At 60.8% G+C, this 17,578-nt stretch carries 15 protein-coding genes; 5 read left to right on the top strand and 10 right to left on the bottom strand.

Going from position 1 to position 17,578, the window contains the following annotated elements:
- Window positions 1-5 precede the first annotated feature (5 nt).
- Together fahA and hmgA are read right to left on the bottom strand one after the other, a co-directional pair.
- On the bottom strand, window positions 6-1,310 hold the full coding sequence (gene fahA / locus J3P97_RS04355) for a fumarylacetoacetase (protein WP_434569766.1): 1,305 nt from the start codon (window positions 1,308-1,310) through the stop codon (window positions 6-8).
- A 3-nt stretch (window positions 1,311-1,313) separates the two neighbouring features.
- Window positions 1,314-2,618 carry a homogentisate 1,2-dioxygenase gene (gene hmgA, locus J3P97_RS04350; protein WP_434673562.1) on the bottom strand — a complete coding sequence of 435 codons (1,305 nt, stop codon included), beginning with the start codon at window positions 2,616-2,618 and terminating at the stop codon, window positions 1,314-1,316.
- A gap of 161 nt (window positions 2,619-2,779) precedes the next feature.
- Here hmgA and J3P97_RS04345 point away from each other — a divergent pair, with 161 nt between their 5' ends.
- Window positions 2,780-3,565 carry an IclR family transcriptional regulator gene (locus J3P97_RS04345; protein ID WP_434569768.1) on the top strand — a complete coding sequence of 262 codons (786 nt, stop codon included), beginning with the start codon at window positions 2,780-2,782 and terminating at the stop codon, window positions 3,563-3,565.
- Window positions 3,566-3,582: 17 nt separating this feature from the next.
- Here J3P97_RS04345 and J3P97_RS04340 read toward each other — a convergent pair whose 3' ends face one another.
- The 3 genes from J3P97_RS04340 to J3P97_RS04330 all read right to left on the bottom strand — a co-directional run bounded on the left by J3P97_RS04340 (window position 3,583) and on the right by J3P97_RS04330 (window position 9,532).
- Window positions 3,583-6,135, bottom strand: coding sequence for a LuxR C-terminal-related transcriptional regulator (locus tag J3P97_RS04340; protein ID WP_434673561.1), 2,553 nt, complete (start codon window positions 6,133-6,135; stop codon window positions 3,583-3,585).
- A 213-nt stretch (window positions 6,136-6,348) separates the two neighbouring features.
- Complete coding sequence (locus J3P97_RS04335) at window positions 6,349-7,716, bottom strand: DUF1329 domain-containing protein (RefSeq protein ID WP_434673560.1); 1,368 nt, start codon at window positions 7,714-7,716, stop codon at window positions 6,349-6,351.
- Window positions 7,717-7,738: 22 nt separating this feature from the next.
- Complete coding sequence (locus J3P97_RS04330; protein WP_434673559.1) at window positions 7,739-9,532, bottom strand: DUF1302 domain-containing protein; 1,794 nt, start codon at window positions 9,530-9,532, stop codon at window positions 7,739-7,741.
- Between the two features lie 645 nt (window positions 9,533-10,177).
- Here J3P97_RS04330 and J3P97_RS04325 point away from each other — a divergent pair.
- The gene (locus tag J3P97_RS04325) at window positions 10,178-10,942 is read left to right on the top strand and encodes an N-acetylmuramoyl-L-alanine amidase (protein ID WP_434673558.1); all 765 of its coding nucleotides are present in this window, start codon (window positions 10,178-10,180) and stop codon (window positions 10,940-10,942) included.
- A 42-nt stretch (window positions 10,943-10,984) separates the two neighbouring features.
- Here the strand turns inward: J3P97_RS04325 and J3P97_RS04320 are convergent, their stop codons facing one another.
- From J3P97_RS04320 to J3P97_RS04305, 4 genes are all read right to left on the bottom strand, one after another.
- Entirely contained in the window at window positions 10,985-11,896 is a 912-nt protein-coding gene (locus J3P97_RS04320; RefSeq protein ID WP_434673557.1) for an SDR family oxidoreductase, read from the bottom strand.
- 126 nt (window positions 11,897-12,022) lie between these two features.
- Window positions 12,023-12,925, bottom strand: a complete 903-nt coding sequence (locus J3P97_RS04315) for an alpha/beta fold hydrolase (RefSeq protein ID WP_434673556.1) — start codon at window positions 12,923-12,925, stop codon at window positions 12,023-12,025.
- Window positions 12,925-13,707 carry a class II aldolase/adducin family protein gene (locus J3P97_RS04310; RefSeq protein ID WP_434569773.1) on the bottom strand — a complete coding sequence of 261 codons (783 nt, stop codon included), beginning with the start codon at window positions 13,705-13,707 and terminating at the stop codon, window positions 12,925-12,927. Before J3P97_RS04310 ends, J3P97_RS04315 begins: the two co-directional genes overlap by 1 nt.
- Window positions 13,708-13,873: 166 nt before the next feature.
- Entirely contained in the window at window positions 13,874-14,329 is a 456-nt protein-coding gene (locus J3P97_RS04305; RefSeq protein WP_434673555.1) for a flavodoxin, read from the bottom strand.
- A 155-nt stretch (window positions 14,330-14,484) separates the two neighbouring features.
- On the opposite strand from J3P97_RS04305, the gene J3P97_RS04300 reads away from it, so the two are divergent.
- Window positions 14,485-14,961 (top strand): PAS domain-containing protein, encoded by a 477-nt coding sequence (locus J3P97_RS04300; RefSeq protein ID WP_434673554.1) that lies wholly within the window; start codon window positions 14,485-14,487, stop codon window positions 14,959-14,961.
- Between the two features lie 52 nt (window positions 14,962-15,013).
- Window positions 15,014-15,619 (top strand): hypothetical protein, encoded by a 606-nt coding sequence (locus J3P97_RS04295; RefSeq protein WP_434673553.1) that lies wholly within the window; start codon window positions 15,014-15,016, stop codon window positions 15,617-15,619.
- 53 nt (window positions 15,620-15,672) lie between these two features.
- Here J3P97_RS04295 and J3P97_RS04290 read toward each other — a convergent pair whose 3' ends face one another.
- On the bottom strand, window positions 15,673-16,632 hold the full coding sequence (locus J3P97_RS04290; RefSeq protein ID WP_434673552.1) for a MerR family transcriptional regulator: 960 nt from the start codon (window positions 16,630-16,632) through the stop codon (window positions 15,673-15,675).
- A 219-nt stretch (window positions 16,633-16,851) separates the two neighbouring features.
- Here J3P97_RS04290 and J3P97_RS04285 point away from each other — a divergent pair, with 219 nt between their 5' ends.
- Complete coding sequence (locus J3P97_RS04285) at window positions 16,852-17,412, top strand: antibiotic biosynthesis monooxygenase (protein ID WP_434569777.1); 561 nt, start codon at window positions 16,852-16,854, stop codon at window positions 17,410-17,412.
- Window positions 17,413-17,578: the final 166 nt, after the last annotated feature.

The raw sequence follows: 17,578 nt of genomic DNA, 5'->3' as shown, positions 1-17,578 counted from the left end.
CCCCCTCAATGCGCCGGCAAGACTTTGCCGCGGCATTCGCCGAAACCGATGGAGGCGGCACCTTCGCGGCCGCAACGGGCGCGCAGGATGATTTCGTCACCGTCTTCGAGAAATTTGCGGATTTCGCCGGACGCCAGTTCGATCGGCTTTTTACCGCCCTCGGTGATTTCCAGCAGGCTGCCGAACTGACCATTTTCAGGCCCTGACAATGTGCCCGAGCCAAACAGATCGCCGGCCTGTAATTGGCAACCGTTGACGCTGTGGTGCGCGACCATCTGCGCCACGGTCCAATACATGTACCGGGTGTTGCTCAAGGTCAGGCGATGAGGCGCCAGGCCCTGCTCGCGCATGGATTCGGTCAGCAGCAGGACTTCCAGTTCGATATCAAAGGCTCCGCCAGCCTGGTCACGCTTGTCCAGCAGATACGGCAGCGGCTGGGGGTCGCCTTCCGGGCGTGCCGGCTGCGGGCGACGGAACGGCTCAAGAGCCTCGGCCGTCACCACCCACGGCGATACGCTGGTGAGGAAACTTTTCGACAGGAAAGGCCCCAGCGGCTGGTATTCCCAGGCCTGGATATCCCGGGCCGACCAATCGTTGAGCAAGCAGAAACCGCCGATGTGCTCGGCCGCATCGCCGATGGCAATGGGCTCGCCCAGGGCGTTGCCCTTGCCGATCCAGATACCCAGCTCCAGCTCATAATCCAGCCGCGCGCACGGGCCGAAGATCGGTTCGGCCTGGCCGGGCGGCAGCGTCTGGCCTTGCGGACGGCGCACATCGGTACCGGACGGGCGAACCGTCGAAGCCCGACCGTGATAACCGATGGGAACGTATTTGTAGTTGGGGAGCAGCGGATTGTCCGGCCGAAACAGCTTGCCGACATTCTGCGCGTGCTCGATGCCTACGTAGAAATCGGTGTAGTCATTGATTTTCGCCGGCAGGTGCATCTGGCAGTCCGCCGCCAGCGGCAGCAACCGCGCGCCCTGGGCCTGGATCGCGTCCCGCTGGGGGCTGTCCTCGCGCAACAGTTCGAGCAATCTTTCGCGCAGGGCAACCCGGGCTTCGCGGCCGAGGTCGAAAAAGGCGTTCAACTGGCCGCCCTGCATGGCCTCGACGGCTTCGGCCGCCTTGCCGTCGAACAGTCCCGCTTGCAACGCGGCCTGCAGATCGAAGATTCGCTCACCAATCGCCACGCCGCTACGGGGAGCTTCGCCAGCGACACTGAAGATGCCCAGCGGCAGGTTCTGCAGCGGGAAGTCGGGATGACCATTAGCGCAAACAACCCAGCTGAGGGTAGGGGAAACTTGGGTCATGGGTTATCTCCGGGTCGGGTCGAAAGTGACCGGCAGCGAGGCCCAGCAGGCGTCGTAGTCAGTTTGCAATTGTGCGCAGTCCAGGGCGAAACGGCTGGGACGCAGCACTTGGCTGGTCTCGAACATGAAGGCCATGGTGTTGTCGATTTTTGTTGGCTTGAGCTCGGCATTGATCGCCTTGGTGCAGGTCTCGCCATCCGGGCCGTGGGCGCTCATGCAACTGTGCAGCGACGCGCCGCCCGGCAGGAAGCCCTCGGCCTTGGCATCGTAGGCGCCCTGGATCAGGCCCATGAATTCATTCATCAGGTTGCGATGGAACCACGGCGGACGGAAGGTGTTTTCCGCCACCATCCAGCGCGGCGGGAAAATCACGAAATCGAGATTCGCCAGGCCATGGACACTGGTCGGCGACGTCAACACGGTGAAAATCGACGGATCGGGGTGGTCGAAGCTGACCGTGCCGATCGTGTTGAATCGCCGCAGATCGTATTTGTACGGCACATTGTTGCCGTGCCAGGCCACCACGTCGAACGGCGAATGGTCCAGCTCGCAGGCCCACAGTTCACCGAGGAACTTCTGTACCAGCGTGGTCGGTTGCACGAGGTTTTCGTAATGGGCGACGGGGGCCAGGAAATCCCTTGGATTGGCCAGGCCATTGCTGCCGATCGGCCCGAGGTCTGGCAGGCGCAACGGCGCCCCGTGGTTCTCGGCGATGTAGCCGCGGGCTTGCGCGTCGAGCAGTTCGACGCGAAATTTCAGCCCCCGAGGCAGCACGGCGATTTCCAGCGGAGCCACTTCCAGCACACCCAGCTCAGTGGCGATGCGCAGCCGCCCCAGTTGCGGCACGATCAGCCACTCACCATCGGCATTGAAAAATACACGCTCCATGGAGCGGTTGGCGCAGTAGTGATAGATGCTGATACCGGCGGGTTTGTCCGCACCGGCATTGGCCGCCATGTGGATTAGGCCGTCGATCAGATCGGTGGGCTCGGTGGGGATCTGCAATGGGCTCCAGCGCAGGCGATTGGGTGTCACCTCGCCCAGCGGGCCTGCGGCCAATTGCCGTTCCAACCTGGCGAAGGCCGGATGGTTGGCCGAAGGACGGATGCGGTACATCCAGGTTCGCCGCGCTTCGCTGCGGGCCATGGTGAAGGCGGTGCCGGAAAACAGTTCGGCGTACAGGCCGTACGGGGCTTTCTGCGGAGAGTTCTGGCCAACGGGCAGTGCGCCGGGCAGCGCCTCGCTGGCGAATTCGTTACCGAAGCCAGACTGGTAAGCCAGGTCCGACGCCGTGGAATCGAGGTTCATGGAGCCTCCTGAATACAGGACTGGATGCGTCCCGTCGCTCTGTGGAGGAGCCTGGGCGCACCGGGTTATTTTTATCGTAATTCGATTACGCATAACGTAATTTGCTCGGCGACCACCGTCAAGCTATAAAGACGCCCATTCGCTTCCGGACCAGAACCTCCATGGAAAACCCGCCCAGCAACGGTAAACAGAAAGTCCGCTCCGCTGAGGTCGGCACCGACATCCTCAAGGCCTTGGCCGAGTTGTCCCCTTCCACCTCGCTGTCACGCCTGGCCGAACACGTACAGATGCCGGCCAGCAAGGTTCATCGTTACCTGCAAGCCCTGATCGCGAGTGGCTTCGCCGAACAGAACAGCGCAACCAACCACTACGGTTTGGGCCGCGAAGCCTTGCGCGTAGGGCTGGCGGCGCTCAACGGCATGGATGTGCTGCAAGTGGCCGCCCTGCCCTTGGCCGAACTGCGCGACGACTTGAACGAAACCTGTTTTCTCGCGGTGTGGGGCAATCACGGCGCGACCGTCGTGCGGATCGAACCCGCCGTGCGGGCCGTGACCGTGGTGACGCAACTGGGCTCGGTCCTGCCGTTGCTCAGCTCATCCACGGGATTGGTTTTCAGTGCCTACCTGCCGGAGCGCGAAACCATCGAGCTGCGCGAACAGGAGGTGCGCGACGCCACTGACCACGCCTTGGCCGATGACAATGTCTATGCCGCCTTGCAGGGGCAGATCCGCAGTCGCGGCCTGCACCATGTGCATGGCTTGTTGATGCCCGGCATTGATGCCTTGTCCGCACCGGTTTTCAACGCCATGGGCCAGGTGGCGGCAGTCATGACCATTGTGGGTCCGACATCGCTGTTCCACGCCGACGAAAACGGCCCGGCGGCGCAGCGCCTGTTGACCGCGACCCGGGCCGTGAGCCGGCGAATGGGGTATGACTCAGGGTCGTGAGCCCAGCAAGATATTCGCTAACTCATCACGCCCATGTTTTTCGCTTTTGCGACCGCTTGTGTCCGCCGCTGTACGCCCAGCTTGCTATGGATCCGCCGCGCATGGGTTTTCACCGTATGCAGCGAGATGAACAGGCGCTCGGCGATCTGCTGGTTTGAATGGCCCTGGGCAATGAGTTCCAGTACTTCCAGTTCGCGCTGGCTGAGCAGCGTTTCTTCCACCGCGCGTCCCGGCAGCTCGATCCGCTCCTGAGATTGCATCCAGTGCACCAGTTCAGGCTGGCGCATACGCAGCTCACCCAAGGCTTGCTGCGCCCGCCAACAGGCCACTTGCTTGAGCGCCTCCGGCGCGATCGAGCCAAGAGAGGTGCGATCGGCGGACAACCAGACGACCTCCGCCAGCGCCAACTGCAACTCCGTTTCCAATGCGTGCATTTCGCGCTGTCGTGCCTGGGCGATCATCGCCTGCAGGCGAGCCTGCGGCTCATGCGCCCGATGCAGGTAGACCTCGGCCAGCACCAGCAGATACTCGAGGCGCGCAATCAGTTCCAGGGTGGCTGGCGGCGCCTGCTTGGCCTGCGGCCCGTGGAAATGCCGCAAGACCCGGGTCAAGACTTCATGGGCAAGTTCCGGGCGCCCTTGCTGCAACCAGAATTGACAGCTGGTTTGCAGCAGCACGCCGCGATAGACCGTGTCGGGGATGTGTCGCTGCTGCATGATCCGCTCGGCGTCGCGCAGCTGCATGAAGGCTTCGCCATAGTCACCCCGGTTGGCCGCCAGGCAAGCCTTGCCGAGAAAGCCGTAGAGCACTTGTTTGTCCTGGCTGCGCAGGCCCGCCTCCAGGCCGGCCTGAAAGTGTTCGGCAGCCTGCTCGTCAGCTCCCATGCGTAACGCCAGGCGCCCACGTCGCAGGGCGATACGTCCCAGCAACGCGGAAAAATCCTGGCCTGGCCTGTCGAGCAGCACCTGGACGGCGCTCAACAAATGATCCGCCCGATGGGGCGCGCCGCGTTGCTCAAGCACTTGGGCGTGATCCAGTTCCAGCAATCCTTCGAACACCAGCGAGCCATGAGCCCGGGCCAGGCACAGCGCCTGACGGTTGATCCATTGCGCGGACGCCAGCTCACCTTTGAGCAGTGCCTGCTGCGTCTGGCCGATCAGGCACAGCACCTTGAGGGCCCAGGCGTACGGTTCGAGGCCGGCTTCGGCCTGAAGGAAATGCTCACGCGCCGGTTCGCCCTCGCCGTCCAGATGCAGCAGCCAACCACGCAAGACCTGCCAGCGGGCAATCAGTTCTCGCTGCCGGCAGGCGAGCGGCTGTGGCGCGAACCTGCCCAATTGCTCGATGCACCGCTCGGCCTCGGCGAAACGTCCGGCGCAGAGCAAGGCTGCGGTAACCAGCCCCACCGATTGCGGCGTATCGAGGGACAACGCCTCGTCCTGCTGGTCATGCAGGCTCAATAACAGCTGGACGTTGTTGCCCTGCAAGACATGCTCGAAATTCAGATGCTGGAGGACACTCACGGCCGTCTCGAACTCCCCCGCTTGCATGGCCTGTTCGAATGCCATCGGCCAATCCTGCTCGGCGGCGAACCATTGGCAGGCCCGCCGGTGCCAGGAGCGCGCCTGGGGCCAGGGCTCGTCACGCACGAGGCGGGCCAGCGGAGGGAAAATCTGCATCCATTCCGAAGACTGCGCCCACGGCTCGATGAAGCATCCCAGGTCCAGCAGCAAGGGAAGGCATTCGGCCCCCACCGTATCGCCGAACAGATGTTCGCAAAGCCGCGCATTGAAGCGCGGCAAATGCGCCAGCACGCGCCAGGCCTGCGCCAGCTCCGGGGACAAGGCGCCAAACAATTCATACTCGAGGTAGTCGGGCAAAGTTCCGGCACGCCCCGACGAAGCGTTGCTTCGCGCCCACTCGCAACGTTCGAGCAAGGCAAAGCGCACCCCGGCACACCAGCCACCACTGCGCTGAACCACCTCGCGGGCGGTGCGTGCTGCCAGTGGGCCGGGCAAATGCCCGAGCAATTGCTGAACATCCTCGGCGGTAAAAACCAGGGCTTGCGCATCGAACTCGTGCAGCTCGTCGTCCAGCAACAGGCGCGGCCAATTGCAGTGCGGGCGGCGACGCCCATTGAGCCACAGATGCAGCGCCGGACTGCTGGTGTTCAGCAAGCGGTCGAGCAATTGGTCGAGTGCCGGATTGGGCACCCGACAATAATCATCCAGAAACAACCATGTCGGGGTTTGCAACCGTGCCAGGTGAGCCAACAGGCTCGCCTCATCGACCACCGGCAATCCGAGGGCCTGGGCCAGGCACTCACAGAATTGCGCGACATCCATCGCCGCGCCCCCCAGCGGCAGCCAATGCAGCCGGCAGCCCGGGGGCGCTTGCAGGAAACATTCAGCGAACAACGCGCTCTTGCCGCTGCCCGCCGGTGCGTAAAGCAGCTTTACCCGCGCCTCGGAAGCCAGCAACGACTCGCTCAAGGACCGGCGTGGCACATGCGTCGAAGACAGGCGCGGCAGCAGCCCGGGACGGTCCGGACACGGGGTCATGGCGGTCATTGTGCAAGGTCCCTTTTATTGTTGTTCCATCACCCTAGACCTGTGTCGAGCACCTTAGGAGAAATATTCAGCGCGCTGATTGCTGCTCATAAAAAAATGACCGGCAGCTCAGCTGTCGGTCATTGGTTTTGCTCAGAGTCTGGAGGGCTTTGGGGCCGCTTCGCGGCCCAGCGGGAGCAAGCTCCCTCGCCACGGGTATTTTGCCAAGACGATCTAGCGAACCCCGCTCGACCGCAACGCTGCCGGCGTGTAGTCGGCTGCCCGAGCCTCGAACCCATAGACGTAGGCGTGCTTCTCTTCGTTTTTCATCCCCAGGGCAATGTAGCGGCCAGCGATGATGTCGTAGAGCGCTTCGAGTGTGTAGCCCGGGTTCTGATGGTCGTAATAGAACTGGGCATGCCCTTCGGCCACGCGCCACAACTGGCCGCGCCCGTCATAGTGGTCCACCAGTGCCGCTTGCCAGCTGTCCTCATCGATATACATGTGGCGCTTGGCGTAGATGTGCCGCTCGCTGGGCTTGACCGTACCCACTACTTCCCAGACCCGGTGCAACTCGTAACGCGTCAGGTCCTGGTTGATGTGCCCGGCCTTGATCACGTCATCGTATTTGAGGCTCGGTGAATCGAGTTTGTAGCTGTTGTAAGGGATGTACATTTCCTTCTTGCCCACCAGCTTCCAGTCGTAGCGATCCGGGGCGCCGGAAAACAGGTCGAAGTTGTCGGAAGTACGCAAGCCGTCGGCAGCGGTGCCCGGGCCGTCATAGGCCACTTGCGGGGCACGACGCACGCGACGCTGGCCGGCGTTGTAGATCCATGCCAGACGCGGCTCCGTCACCTGGTCGAGCGTTTCATGCACCAGCAACACGTTACCGGCCAGGCGCGCCGGGGCCGTCACCTCTTGCTTGAAATAAGTCAGTACGTTGCTGGCTTTTTCCGGATCGGCGTCCTTGATCAGGAACGGTACGGCGATCTCTTCTTCGAAGCGGATCGGCGTGAAGCTGCCGTTGGTCTGCGGTGTGGCCTGGGTGATGACACGCCGCAGGTTGCCGCCGTGGTAGCGGGTGATGTGGTTCCACAGCACCTCCACGCCGGTCTTGGGAATCGGGAACGCGTAGTAGCGGTTGCCAGTGAAGTTGGCCAGGCCGTTGCCGTCGTTGATGGCGTTCACGTTCAGTGCGCTACGTTTGGCCGCCTCATAGATCTCCGGCGGCAGGCCAACGCTGCGGTGGGTCGGGTAGACCGGGATCCGATAGGTTTCCGGGTAGCGCTTGAACATCGCGACCTGGCCTTCGGAGAGTTTGTCCTTGTACTTGTCCACGGTCGAGGCGGTGATGGTGAACAGCGGTTTTTCACTGGCGAACGGGTCGGCGAGGAAGCCTTTGCTGTCCACGGCACCGGCGTTCTTCGGGATACCGCCGGTCCAGGCCGGGATCGAGCCATCGGCGTTGCCAGCCTTTTCCGCGCCCAGCGGGGTGAGGCTGGTGCCCAGTTTGTTGGCTTCCTCCGGCGAGACTGCCGCCATCACGTTCGCGGCCAGCAGGCTCAGGGCCAGGGCACCGCATTGCAGGATCATCTTGCGCATTGGGTTTTCCTTGTCAGCCAGATCAGAAGTTCACGCCGAAGCTCAGCGCGAGGAAGTCGCGGTCTTCGAGAACGTTGTAATCGCCGCCGAAGAAATCGGTGTAGCTCAGGCTGGCGGTGTACGTGTTGCGGTAATCGGCATCGACGCCCACGCTGACCGCCTTGGCGCCTTCGTTGAACAAACCGTTGGGTCCATAGCCGGCCACGTCATGGGACCAGGATAGGTTGGGCTTGAAGTTCACTCCGCCGATAACGTTGGAATAGTCGAGAATCGCCCGGGCGCGATAACCCCAGGAGGTCGAGGTGACAAAACCGTCGGTGTCGCCGTTGAAGCCGTACTGGCCGTAGACCGAATCGCGTCCATAACGCAGCTCGTCCTTCGATTCGAGACCGCCGACATGCACGACTGCGGCCTCACCGACCACGGTCAGACGATCGGCGCCCAGCACCTGGTCGAAGAAGTGCGTCAGGGTGCTCTGGACCTGGGTCACTTCCTTGCGGCGGTAACCAGTGTTGTCCGCGCCCGGCGAAGTGGCGATCGGTGACGCGGCGCCTCCGGCGATCGGGTTCACCAAGGCCAGGGTCAGGTCGTTGGTATTGACCTGTACCGGTGCATTGGGGCGGTAACTGATTTCGCCGGTCCACGCCGTGCCAGTCGGCAACGTGGTGGAGAAACTGGCGCCGTACAGGCGGATGTCTTCAGGGTATTCGAGGTAATACCCACCGCGCCCCAACATCACGCTTTGCGCCAGGCCCGCGCCGCTGCCAGGGGCGATGGCGTTTGCAGTCGCGACCATCCGCGGCAGCGCAGCCAGCGTAGAGAGCCCCGCCGTAGTGGTGCCAACGGTCGGCGTGCGGCTGTGGTAATTCATGAAGTACAGGCCGTACTCGGTGTCATCGCCGAGCCAGCGCAACGCCGTGCCCCACTGGCCGGAGTCCCGCGCATCGCGGTCACCGCCACGGGGAATGACCACGCCTTCGCTGGTCACCTGGATGCCCTGGCCGAACGCGGTGGTCAACGGCACGAACGGCGCAATCGCCGGGCTGCCTACGGTATAGCCATCGGTGCAACCGTCGGCGACCACATCGTTACCGAAGAAAGTGCCGCAGTTGTCCACAACCGTCTGGTCCCACTCCAGTTGGTAGAAACCTTCGACGGTGAGCTTGTCGGTCAAGCCCTGGGAGGCGAACAGCATGTTGACCGGGATCAGGCCTTCCTTGATCTCCGCACCCGGGCGACGGAACGCGGACACGTCCACCGGGTTGATGCTGTTGATGGAGTTGCCGATGAAGGTACTTTCGCCCCAACTGACCACCTGCTTGCCGGCGCGTACCGTGCCCGGCAGATCGGCGATGGAATAATTGTGATAGACGAAGGCATCGAGGATCTGCGCCCCCGACGACTTGGCGCCCTCCTTGCGGTTACTGTCGCTGATGTCCTTGAACTCGCGGTTTTCGTCCTTGAGCTCGAAGTCGTACCAATACTTGCCACGGACAAACACGCCGGTGTCGCCGTACTTGAGTTCGAGGTCGTGGAGGCCCTTGAAGATTTTCGAGAAGGTCTCGCCTTTCCTGAAATTCAATCGGCCGTCGTCACCGGTGGAAGACTGGCCCGTACCGCCATTGACGGTGCCGACCAGATCCCTGTCGGCATCGCGCATGCCCCAGCTCGCGCCAACCGACAGCGAGGAGTCGAACTGCCCCTCGATTTCGCCAATGTTGAATGAAACGGCCTGCGCCTGGGCACAGCAACCCAAGGCCACCGCGACGGCCAGCGCCTGCGGCTTGAAGATGGCGCGCATTGTTATTGTTGTCATGCGTCTTCCCCGGTGAGTGACAGAGCCTCCACCCTACTGCCCCACGTCATGGGCGATAAGCGCACCAAGGGGGTATTCGCGATGTACCTCCAAAGGATGACAGCCCTTGCGGGCCGGGCCTTTGCGTGGTGCATGAATGGACTGGATGAGAGGTTATCAACGGCGTGCATTTTCATCGCTGCTTTTGCACTGTTGCATGCACTGCAACAGTGCATGTCGGGATCCGGGCTGTTTCCGAAAACGTCCAATCCCTATGCTGGCCGGGCTTGCAGGACAACGGGCCTGCAAGCGCAAGCCGCCAGGCGTCCCTCGCGCCTGGCGCACCGTCATTCGGATGGATTGCGCATCAATCCATCGTCCCCGTGTCCACTGACGTTGATTTGTAGCTCCTTTACAACGTCACGTTTAGGCCGCTGCGTTTTGCAGCGGCCTTTTTTATTTCCGGGTTATTTCCGCGGGGAGACTTTCTTGTTTCCTACATAACTTGAGCAATATTTACCGATGAAACTTTAACGACACTATTTTTTGCCGTCTCTTCCTACAACAAAGCCAGAAGCCAACTACGTACACCTCAAATATCCACTGTTACGCTGAAATTCAATCGCAGCGCTTCGCTTCGATTATTAACCAGTGAGTTATTTGATAATGCTAATAAACAACACAACCCATCGTTCAAAAAAAGGCTACAACAGTCGCGTTCGCTTTCTAGTCTTCCATTACACCGCGGGCAACTTCGCCTCTTCGATAAACGCTTTGACCGGCCCGTCCGTGAGTGCTCATTACCTCATCCCGGATTTTGCCGACCCTACCTATTTGAAGGCGGGCTTCGAGGAGCCGCAGATCTTCAATCTGGTGGACGAGCGCCAGCGGGCCTGGCACGCCGGAGTGAGCAGTTGGGGTAATCGCAGCAACCTGAACGATACTTCGATCGGCGTCGAAATCGTCAATCTGGCGACGGACCACCAAGGGCAATTTACCTTTCCGCCTTATGCGCCCCAGCAAATCGAGGCGATCGAATACCTGGCAACGGATATCCTCAAACGCTATCCGGAAATCAGTCCGGTAAACGTGGTGGGGCATTCGGATATCGCCGCCGGGCGCAAGAGTGATCCTGGCCCGATGTTTCCGTGGCATGCGTTGTATCTCAAGGGTATCGGCGCCTGGTTTGATGACGCCACGCAAGAAACTTTTATACAGGCATACCAAGCCGATGGAGTTCCCCCTCGCGAACAACTGATCGGGTGGTTCAAGCGATACGGTTATGACACCTCGGCTGCGTCAACAAGTACCGGGTTCCAACGCCTGGTCCGCGCCTTCCAGCTGCATTTTCGCCCGGCGAAACATGACGGTGTGATGGACATGGAGACCGCCGCGAATCTCGCGGCCCTGGTGCAGAAGTACTTCCCCTGAGCACGTTGCCGCGTCTGGCGCTCGCGTGCCCAGGGATGCGATTCAAATGGCGTGACGCTGCAGGTTCGCCATCATCTCTTTCAAAGCTTCCAGGTTGTCGTTCGGGTGGCCTGCGTTTTCGAAGTCGCAAATCTGCTGCCAGTGAGCGGCGACGTCCTCGGGTGAAAACCCCTCGCGCGGATCAAAGCCGGCACCGAGGCTGCGCTCCCAGCGCACCTTGCCCATCCAGCCGCCGCCTACTTCGAACAATCCGGAAGTTTCCTGGCAGGCTTCGCTGGCCAGGTACACGACCAGCGGGCTGACGAGTTCAGGTTTGAGTTGTTCGAATACCTGCGGCGGGATCAGGCCTTCAGTCATACGGGTGCCGCCGGTGGGGGCGATGGCGTTGACGAGGATGTTGTTCTTGCGACCTTCGATAGCCAGGGTGCGAGTGAGGCCGTACAGGCCAAGCTTGGCCATGCCGTAGTTGGACTGGCCGAAGTTGCCATAGATGCCGGACGTGGAGGCGGTGAAGATCACTCGTCCGTAGTTCTGCTCGCGCAGGTGCGGCCAGGCGGCGCGGGTGACTTTATAGGCACCTTCGACATGGACACGGTAAACCAGGTCCCAGTCGGCATCGTCCATCTTATGGAAGGTCTTGTCGCGCAGGATACCGGCATTATTGACGACCACATCCACCCTGCCGAACGCGTCGAGGGCGTTTTGCACAAGCTTGTCGCCGTCAGTGACCGAGTCATGATTGGCTTCGGCAATACCACCGGCGGCACGGATTTCAGCCACCACCCGATCCGCTGCCGAGGCGTTGGCGCCCTCCCCCTGCGCTGAGCCGCCGAGATCGTTCACCAGCACGCGTGCGCCCTGCCGGGCAAACAGCAGCGCATGAGCGCGGCCAAGGCCGCCGCCGGCTCCCGTGACGATCACGACTTTATCTTCGAAGCGCACAGATTCACTCATGGGCAGAACTCCAGCAGGCCGATAGGACATTGGCACGAGTGTCCGGCACAAGTCGGCAGGCCACAATCAACTGGGCTCAGAGTGAATGGTGGGCGATAAGGTGAGGGGATGATGCCAGGCAATCGGTCATGAACAGGCCATTTGCCTGATCGGCGCCGCGATGATTTCGCGAAATGCCAGGTAATGCTTGAGTACCTGAACAGGTGCCTCGGTGTGTGGATAGTGGCCAATGTCAGGCAACAGCACCGTGTCGGCGTTCGGAATCAAGGCTCGGTAACGCGCCACCATGTGCGCACCGGAAATCGGATCGATTGCCCCGTCGATGACCCGCAACGGCACTTCGCCACGCTGCATCGCCTGCACCCAACGGTCGCGTTGCACCCGTCGTTCGGGAATATAGGCGATGAGTTTGTGCATGATCCGGGGCCCGTGATGGGTTTCGACGAGGCTCCAGTAATCATCCATCTCGCTTTCGGTCGGGCAGGTCCTGGGGCCGAAAATCCGTTGGAAACTCTTCACCAGCCCGTCCCTGGAGAAGGCCCGGCCTATCAGCCACCCCAAGGGGCTGAGCAGCAACTTTTGCATCAGCACCGGACGATGGGTCTCGGGGAACAGTCCACCATTGAGAAAGACACAACTGGCGACGTCGGCGCGCGCCTCGCTGTGCCGGGCAATCAACTCCTGGGCCACGCTGTCGCCATAATCGTGGGCCAGCACATGAACTCCCTGCGTCACATTCAAATGCGTCAGCAACGCTTGCTGCAGATCGGCCTGCTCCAACAGGCTATAGGCGTGATCCACGGGTTTATCGGAGTCACCGAAACCGAGCATGTCGCAGGCGATCACCCGGTAACGCTGTGCCAGCGGCTGCCACAGGTAATGCCAGTCCCAACTGGCGGTCGGGAACCCGTGGATCAACAGCAGAGGCTCGCCGTGGCCCGCCACCCAATAGCGGATAGCGTGACCCCGAAACATGAAGGTCTGTCCGCGCTGGCGCCAGATACGCAGCGGAATCTGGACCATGGGCATCAGCTTTTATAACCCGGATCTTGCTGATCGAGTTTGCGCAGCAATGCCGGCCAGGCCAGCGCGCCCCCCATGCCTTGGGCGCTTCGGGTCACCCCGGCAACCATCGCCCGGGCACCGGCCAGCACCTGAGGCTCGATGGCGATCAACTCGGCGCCGCCGGTCTGCGCCAGAACCTGGATGTCACAGGCTCGCTGGAAAATGAACATCATCAGGAAGGTATCGGCGATGGTGCCGCCACAGGTCAGCAGGCCGTGGTTGTGAAGCATCAGGAAATTACTGTCGCCCAGGTCCGCTTGCAGGCGGGCCTTCTCTTCAGGATTGAGGGCGACCCCTTCGTAAGGGTGATACGCCAGGCTCGACAGCACGAACAGCGATTGCTGGCTGATCGGCAGCACGCCCTGTTTTTGCGCCGATACCGCGACACCGGCGGCCGTGTGGGTGTGCAACACACACATCACATCGTGCCGCACCTCGTGCACCGCACTGTGAATGGTGTAACCCGCCGGGTTTATCTCATAGGGGCTGGGCATCAGCTTGTTGCCGGCCTGGTCGACCTTGACCAGGCTCGACGCGGTGATTTCATGGAACATCAACCCGAACGGGTTGATCAGGAAATCTTCGGTGCCGGGGACCTTGGCGGAGATATGGGTAAAGATCAGATCGTCCCAGCCGTGCAGCGCGACCAGCCTGTAACAGGCGGCAAGATCGACGCGGGTTTGCCATTCCGCGGCGCTGACCTGGTCCTTGATGCCGGGTGTCGATTGAATGGGCGTCACGCTCACGGTTATGACCTCTGGCTTCTTGTTATGGTGGAGGCGTATCCAACCTCCATGAACAGAAAACCAGTCTAGTCAGCTCCGCCAGGGCCGGTAGTTGCATTGGCAGCCAGCTTACTGACCGAGCGGGTCATCAGGCGAACATCCGCGATCAGTGCCGGCCGCTCCTCCATCAATGGCGCAATGCAGCGATCAAGTCGCCCAGCCAGGGCTCGGCATCGCTTTCCGGCGTCACACTCTCACTGGCGTCCAGGCGTAACATGGCCAGCACCTCGTGGACGCCCAGCTCGGCGAACAATTCGCGCATCTGCTCGCCACCACCGCAGAACGTATCGCCATAGCTGGCATCCCCGAGGCCGATCACCGCACCGGGCAGGCCGCGAAACGACGCGGGCAATTGGTCGCGAATCGTCGAATACAATGGCATCAGGTTGTCCGGCAGCTCGCCCATGCCGGTAGTGGACGTTATGGCCAGCAACGCCTGCGGGCCAAACGCCTGGATATCCGCCAGGGTTGCCCGCGGATTGTGGAATGTCTGGAAACCGGCGTCATCAAGCAATTTGGCGGCATGCCGGGCGACTTCTTCGGCGGTGCCGTATACGGAGCCGGAAAGGATGGCGACTTTCATCAATCTGATCCTGAAGCGGAATAAAGAGCCGCAATGGTAGCAGGCTGAACAGTGATGCCGGGATTGATTCTCAACAACCGATAATGGCAAGTGGACATCTCCCAGGGTTCTTCTAGAATGCAGCGCACGCAGGGATGACCATTGCTGGAGGCTTCATGATTAATGCTCACTTGATGCAATTGGTGATCAGCGCTTCGAACGACGGGATCGTCATCGCCGAAAAGGAAGGCGACGAAGACAATATCCTGATTTATGTAAACCCGGCGTTTGAACGGCTGACCGGCTACAGCCGCGACGAGATCCTCTACCAGGACTGCCGTTTCCTGCAGTCCGGCGATCGCGATCAACCGGCCCTGGCGCATATCCGCATGGCCTTGAAGCAAGGCGGATCATGCCGACAGGTCCTTCGCAACTATCGCAAGGACGGCACGCCGTTCTGGAATGAGCTGTCGTTGTCGACCGTGAAAAACCAGGCTGACGGGCACACTTATTTCGTCGGTGTGCAGAAGGACGTGACAATCCAGGTGAAAGCTCAACAGCGAATCGCCCAGCTTGAAAAGGAGTTGGCTGAAGCACGGGAGACCATTGCGCGCCTGGATGCGACGAACGGCGCAAACAAAACGGCGAATTAATGGTCAGTCACTACAATCACCCGTGAACTCGCACATATTTTTCGAGCACTGTATGCAGCGCGACGCCCTTCTTACCCAGGATGAGCTGGATTTCATCCGGACCATGCAGCACAGCCCGCATTTGAACGAGCGGGATGTCACGTCGAGCTTGCTGGTAAACGGTGGGTCGCAGATCCGTGATCTTTTGACGCGCCTGGCGGCAAACGAGCAGGTCACGTTACAAGCCAATTTCGAAAACCAGCAGATGACCTTTCCGTTGCATCTGGTGGAAGACGAATTCCATGCCATGCACCTGCGCCTGGGTGTGCCGAGTATCTATGAGGACGGACCTAAGGTGCGCCCATGGCGCCTGACGCTCGAGGCACCGGTTGCGCTGGAAAATGCCAAGGGTCAGCCAGGTCCTTTATGGGTGCACGAGGTCTCTTGCAAGGGCGTTCTGCTGGAGATTCGCAACCGCACCAAACCGCCAAAACAGTTCGCGTTGTGGTTCAGCCCTTCAGGCTACGAGAGAATTTCGCTTCGCGGTACGTTCGAACGGGAAACCGATCAGGGCCTGTATGCCTACCATCTGAATCAGCATGACCAGGACGAAACCGAGCGCCTGCGTCAGTACATCCTCCAGCAACATCGTCTGACCCATCCGGCGATGCACCTCTAGGCTTTTTACGAAAAGTGCCTGCGCGACTTTTCGTACAAACCCTAGCAAGCCATTCAAGTGTCCAGGTTGCCCGCCAGAAATTGACGCAAGCGCTGGCGCATCAGCATGCCTTCATTTCCCAGGCAGGCAATTGAAGAGCCCGCCAGGCTTTCCTGCGCCAGGTCTGATGCATCGCCGGCGAGCATGACCGGGCAATCGAGGCTCATCGCCAACCTGTTCAGCCGCTTGGGCAGCTCCGCGGCCGGCGCATGATTGGAAACCAGCACGAGCGCCAAAGGCTTGATCTTCTGGCAAATCAGGGTCAATTCGTCAAAGGGTTGGCCGACAGTCATGACCCTGACACCCACCTCGGTCCTGGAGATGAACAGCGTCGTGACCAGCAACTCCAATTCCCGGCATTGGCCGGCTATGGCGCTGACCAGGACTCGGCGCGACGAAGTGTCGCGCTTCAGCAAGAGTCGTTGCAAGACACGCGAGCGCAAGAAACCGTCTAAAAACAGCCACTCACTGGTCTGTCCGAACTCATGCTGGCGTTGGAGCAATGCTCGCCAGAGCGGCATAAGGATGTCCTGGAAGACGATCGGTGCCGTATAGCTGGAAAAAATCTGTCCATAGACCCGATCCAGCTCCACATCGTCAAAGTTGCCGACTGCTTCAGCCACGAGCTGTTGCCACTGGGCGTAATCGGCGCGCACCAGATCGGGCGAAATGAACCTGGAGGCTGGCTGCACCGACTCGGTCCTGGCGAGAATCTTTCCCACCTTGCTCACCGCTACCCCGCGTTCGATCCAGCCGAGAATGCTGCGAACCTTTTCGATATCGCTCAATGAATACAGGCGGTGCCCGCTTTCGGTGCGTGTGGGCTGGATGAGGCCGTAGCGCCGCTCCCACGCGCGCAAGGTCACCGGATTCACGCCAGTCACCCGCGCCACTTCGCGGATGGGAAACAACTCCTCGCTTTTCAAAGCCATGGCGGCCTGAAACGCAAGGTTCTCTTCGATGATCACGCTCATTCCGAAGGCTTACCCGGCTCCAATTGGAACCCAGTTTACTCCTCACCGGGGATGTCTTTACAAGGGAGATGGCGAACCATATTCGAATTTGTTGTTTTTTGCGCTACAAGGAATAATCCTTGCTTGCCTTCAGGCATCGAACGCCGCCCCTTACCCTGGGGCCGTTCTTCAAGCGAATCTCCTACCCGGAGTGCCGCAGCCGTAACATGGAGATACAAAATGTCTGCCTCACCCGTCACGTTGATGGTTGCCCGCCGCGTCGCCAATGGCCGCTATCAGGACCTGATCGCCTGGTTGCGCGAAGGCGAGCAATTGGCGACCGACTTCCCCGGCTACCTGGGCTCAGGCGTACTTGCGCCGCCGCCCGAAGACGACGAATTCCAGATCATCTTCCGTTTCGCCGATGAGCAGACCCTGCATGCATGGGAACATTCGGCCTCGCGCACGGCTTGGCTGGGACGCGGCAGCGAGCTGTTTGCCCATCCCTCCGAACATCGAGTGCGGGGCATCGACGGTTGGTTCGGCGCCGTCAACCAGCGCCCGCCGCGCTGGAAACAGGCGGTGGCTATCTGGCTGGCGTTTTTTCCGGTTTCGTTGTTGTTCAATTTCCTGCTGGGGCCATTACTGGGTGAACTGGGCATGTTGAGCCGGGTGCTGATCAGCACGCTCATCCTGACGCCGTTGATGGTTTATCTGTTTATCCCGTTATCGACCCACTTGCTGGCGAACTGGCTCGCTGGCGCACCACAACGACCAGTGCCGGCGACGCAGAATCATTGATACAGCATGCCATCAGCTTCAAGAGGTGTCCCTGTGGGAGCGAGCCTGCTCGCGAAAGCGGCGTGCCAGCCAAATTGAATCCAGCTGGACCAACGCCTTCGCGAGCAGGCTCGCTCCCACGGTGAAATTGGCAATGCATTCACTGGATCGGTTGCCAATAGGTACA

The sequence above is a fragment of the Pseudomonas sp. R1-15 genome, assembly GCF_051132085.1.
GTDB lineage: Bacteria > Pseudomonadota > Gammaproteobacteria > Pseudomonadales > Pseudomonadaceae > Aquipseudomonas.
Note: the sequence above shows the minus strand (reverse complement) of the source record. Positions and strands in the feature narration are given on the sequence as shown.

What these genes read in the sequence shown, in the direction of transcription:
- J3P97_RS04345 (WP_434569768.1), top strand. Translation starts at nt 2,780, where the DNA reads ATGGAAAACCCGCCCAGCAACGGTAAACAGAAAGTCCGCTCCGCTGAG.
- hmgA (WP_434673562.1), bottom strand. Translation starts at nt 2,618, where the DNA reads ATGAACCTCGATTCCACGGCGTCGGACCTGGCTTACCAGTCTGGCTTC.
- J3P97_RS04320 (WP_434673557.1), bottom strand. Translation starts at nt 11,896, where the DNA reads ATGAGTGAATCTGTGCGCTTCGAAGATAAAGTCGTGATCGTCACGGGA.
- J3P97_RS04325 (WP_434673558.1), top strand. Translation starts at nt 10,178, where the DNA reads ATGCTAATAAACAACACAACCCATCGTTCAAAAAAAGGCTACAACAGT.
- J3P97_RS04300 (WP_434673554.1), top strand. Translation starts at nt 14,485, where the DNA reads ATGATTAATGCTCACTTGATGCAATTGGTGATCAGCGCTTCGAACGAC.
- J3P97_RS04335 (WP_434673560.1), bottom strand. Translation starts at nt 7,716, where the DNA reads ATGCGCAAGATGATCCTGCAATGCGGTGCCCTGGCCCTGAGCCTGCTG.
- J3P97_RS04290 (WP_434673552.1), bottom strand. Translation starts at nt 16,632, where the DNA reads ATGAGCGTGATCATCGAAGAGAACCTTGCGTTTCAGGCCGCCATGGCT.
- fahA (WP_434569766.1), bottom strand. Translation starts at nt 1,310, where the DNA reads ATGACCCAAGTTTCCCCTACCCTCAGCTGGGTTGTTTGCGCTAATGGT.
- J3P97_RS04330 (WP_434673559.1), bottom strand. Translation starts at nt 9,532, where the DNA reads ATGACAACAATAACAATGCGCGCCATCTTCAAGCCGCAGGCGCTGGCC.
- J3P97_RS04285 (WP_434569777.1), top strand. Translation starts at nt 16,852, where the DNA reads ATGTCTGCCTCACCCGTCACGTTGATGGTTGCCCGCCGCGTCGCCAAT.
- J3P97_RS04340 (WP_434673561.1), bottom strand. Translation starts at nt 6,135, where the DNA reads ATGACCGCCATGACCCCGTGTCCGGACCGTCCCGGGCTGCTGCCGCGC.
- J3P97_RS04305 (WP_434673555.1), bottom strand. Translation starts at nt 14,329, where the DNA reads ATGAAAGTCGCCATCCTTTCCGGCTCCGTATACGGCACCGCCGAAGAA.
- J3P97_RS04315 (WP_434673556.1), bottom strand. Translation starts at nt 12,925, where the DNA reads ATGCCCATGGTCCAGATTCCGCTGCGTATCTGGCGCCAGCGCGGACAG.
- J3P97_RS04295 (WP_434673553.1), top strand. Translation starts at nt 15,014, where the DNA reads ATGCAGCGCGACGCCCTTCTTACCCAGGATGAGCTGGATTTCATCCGG.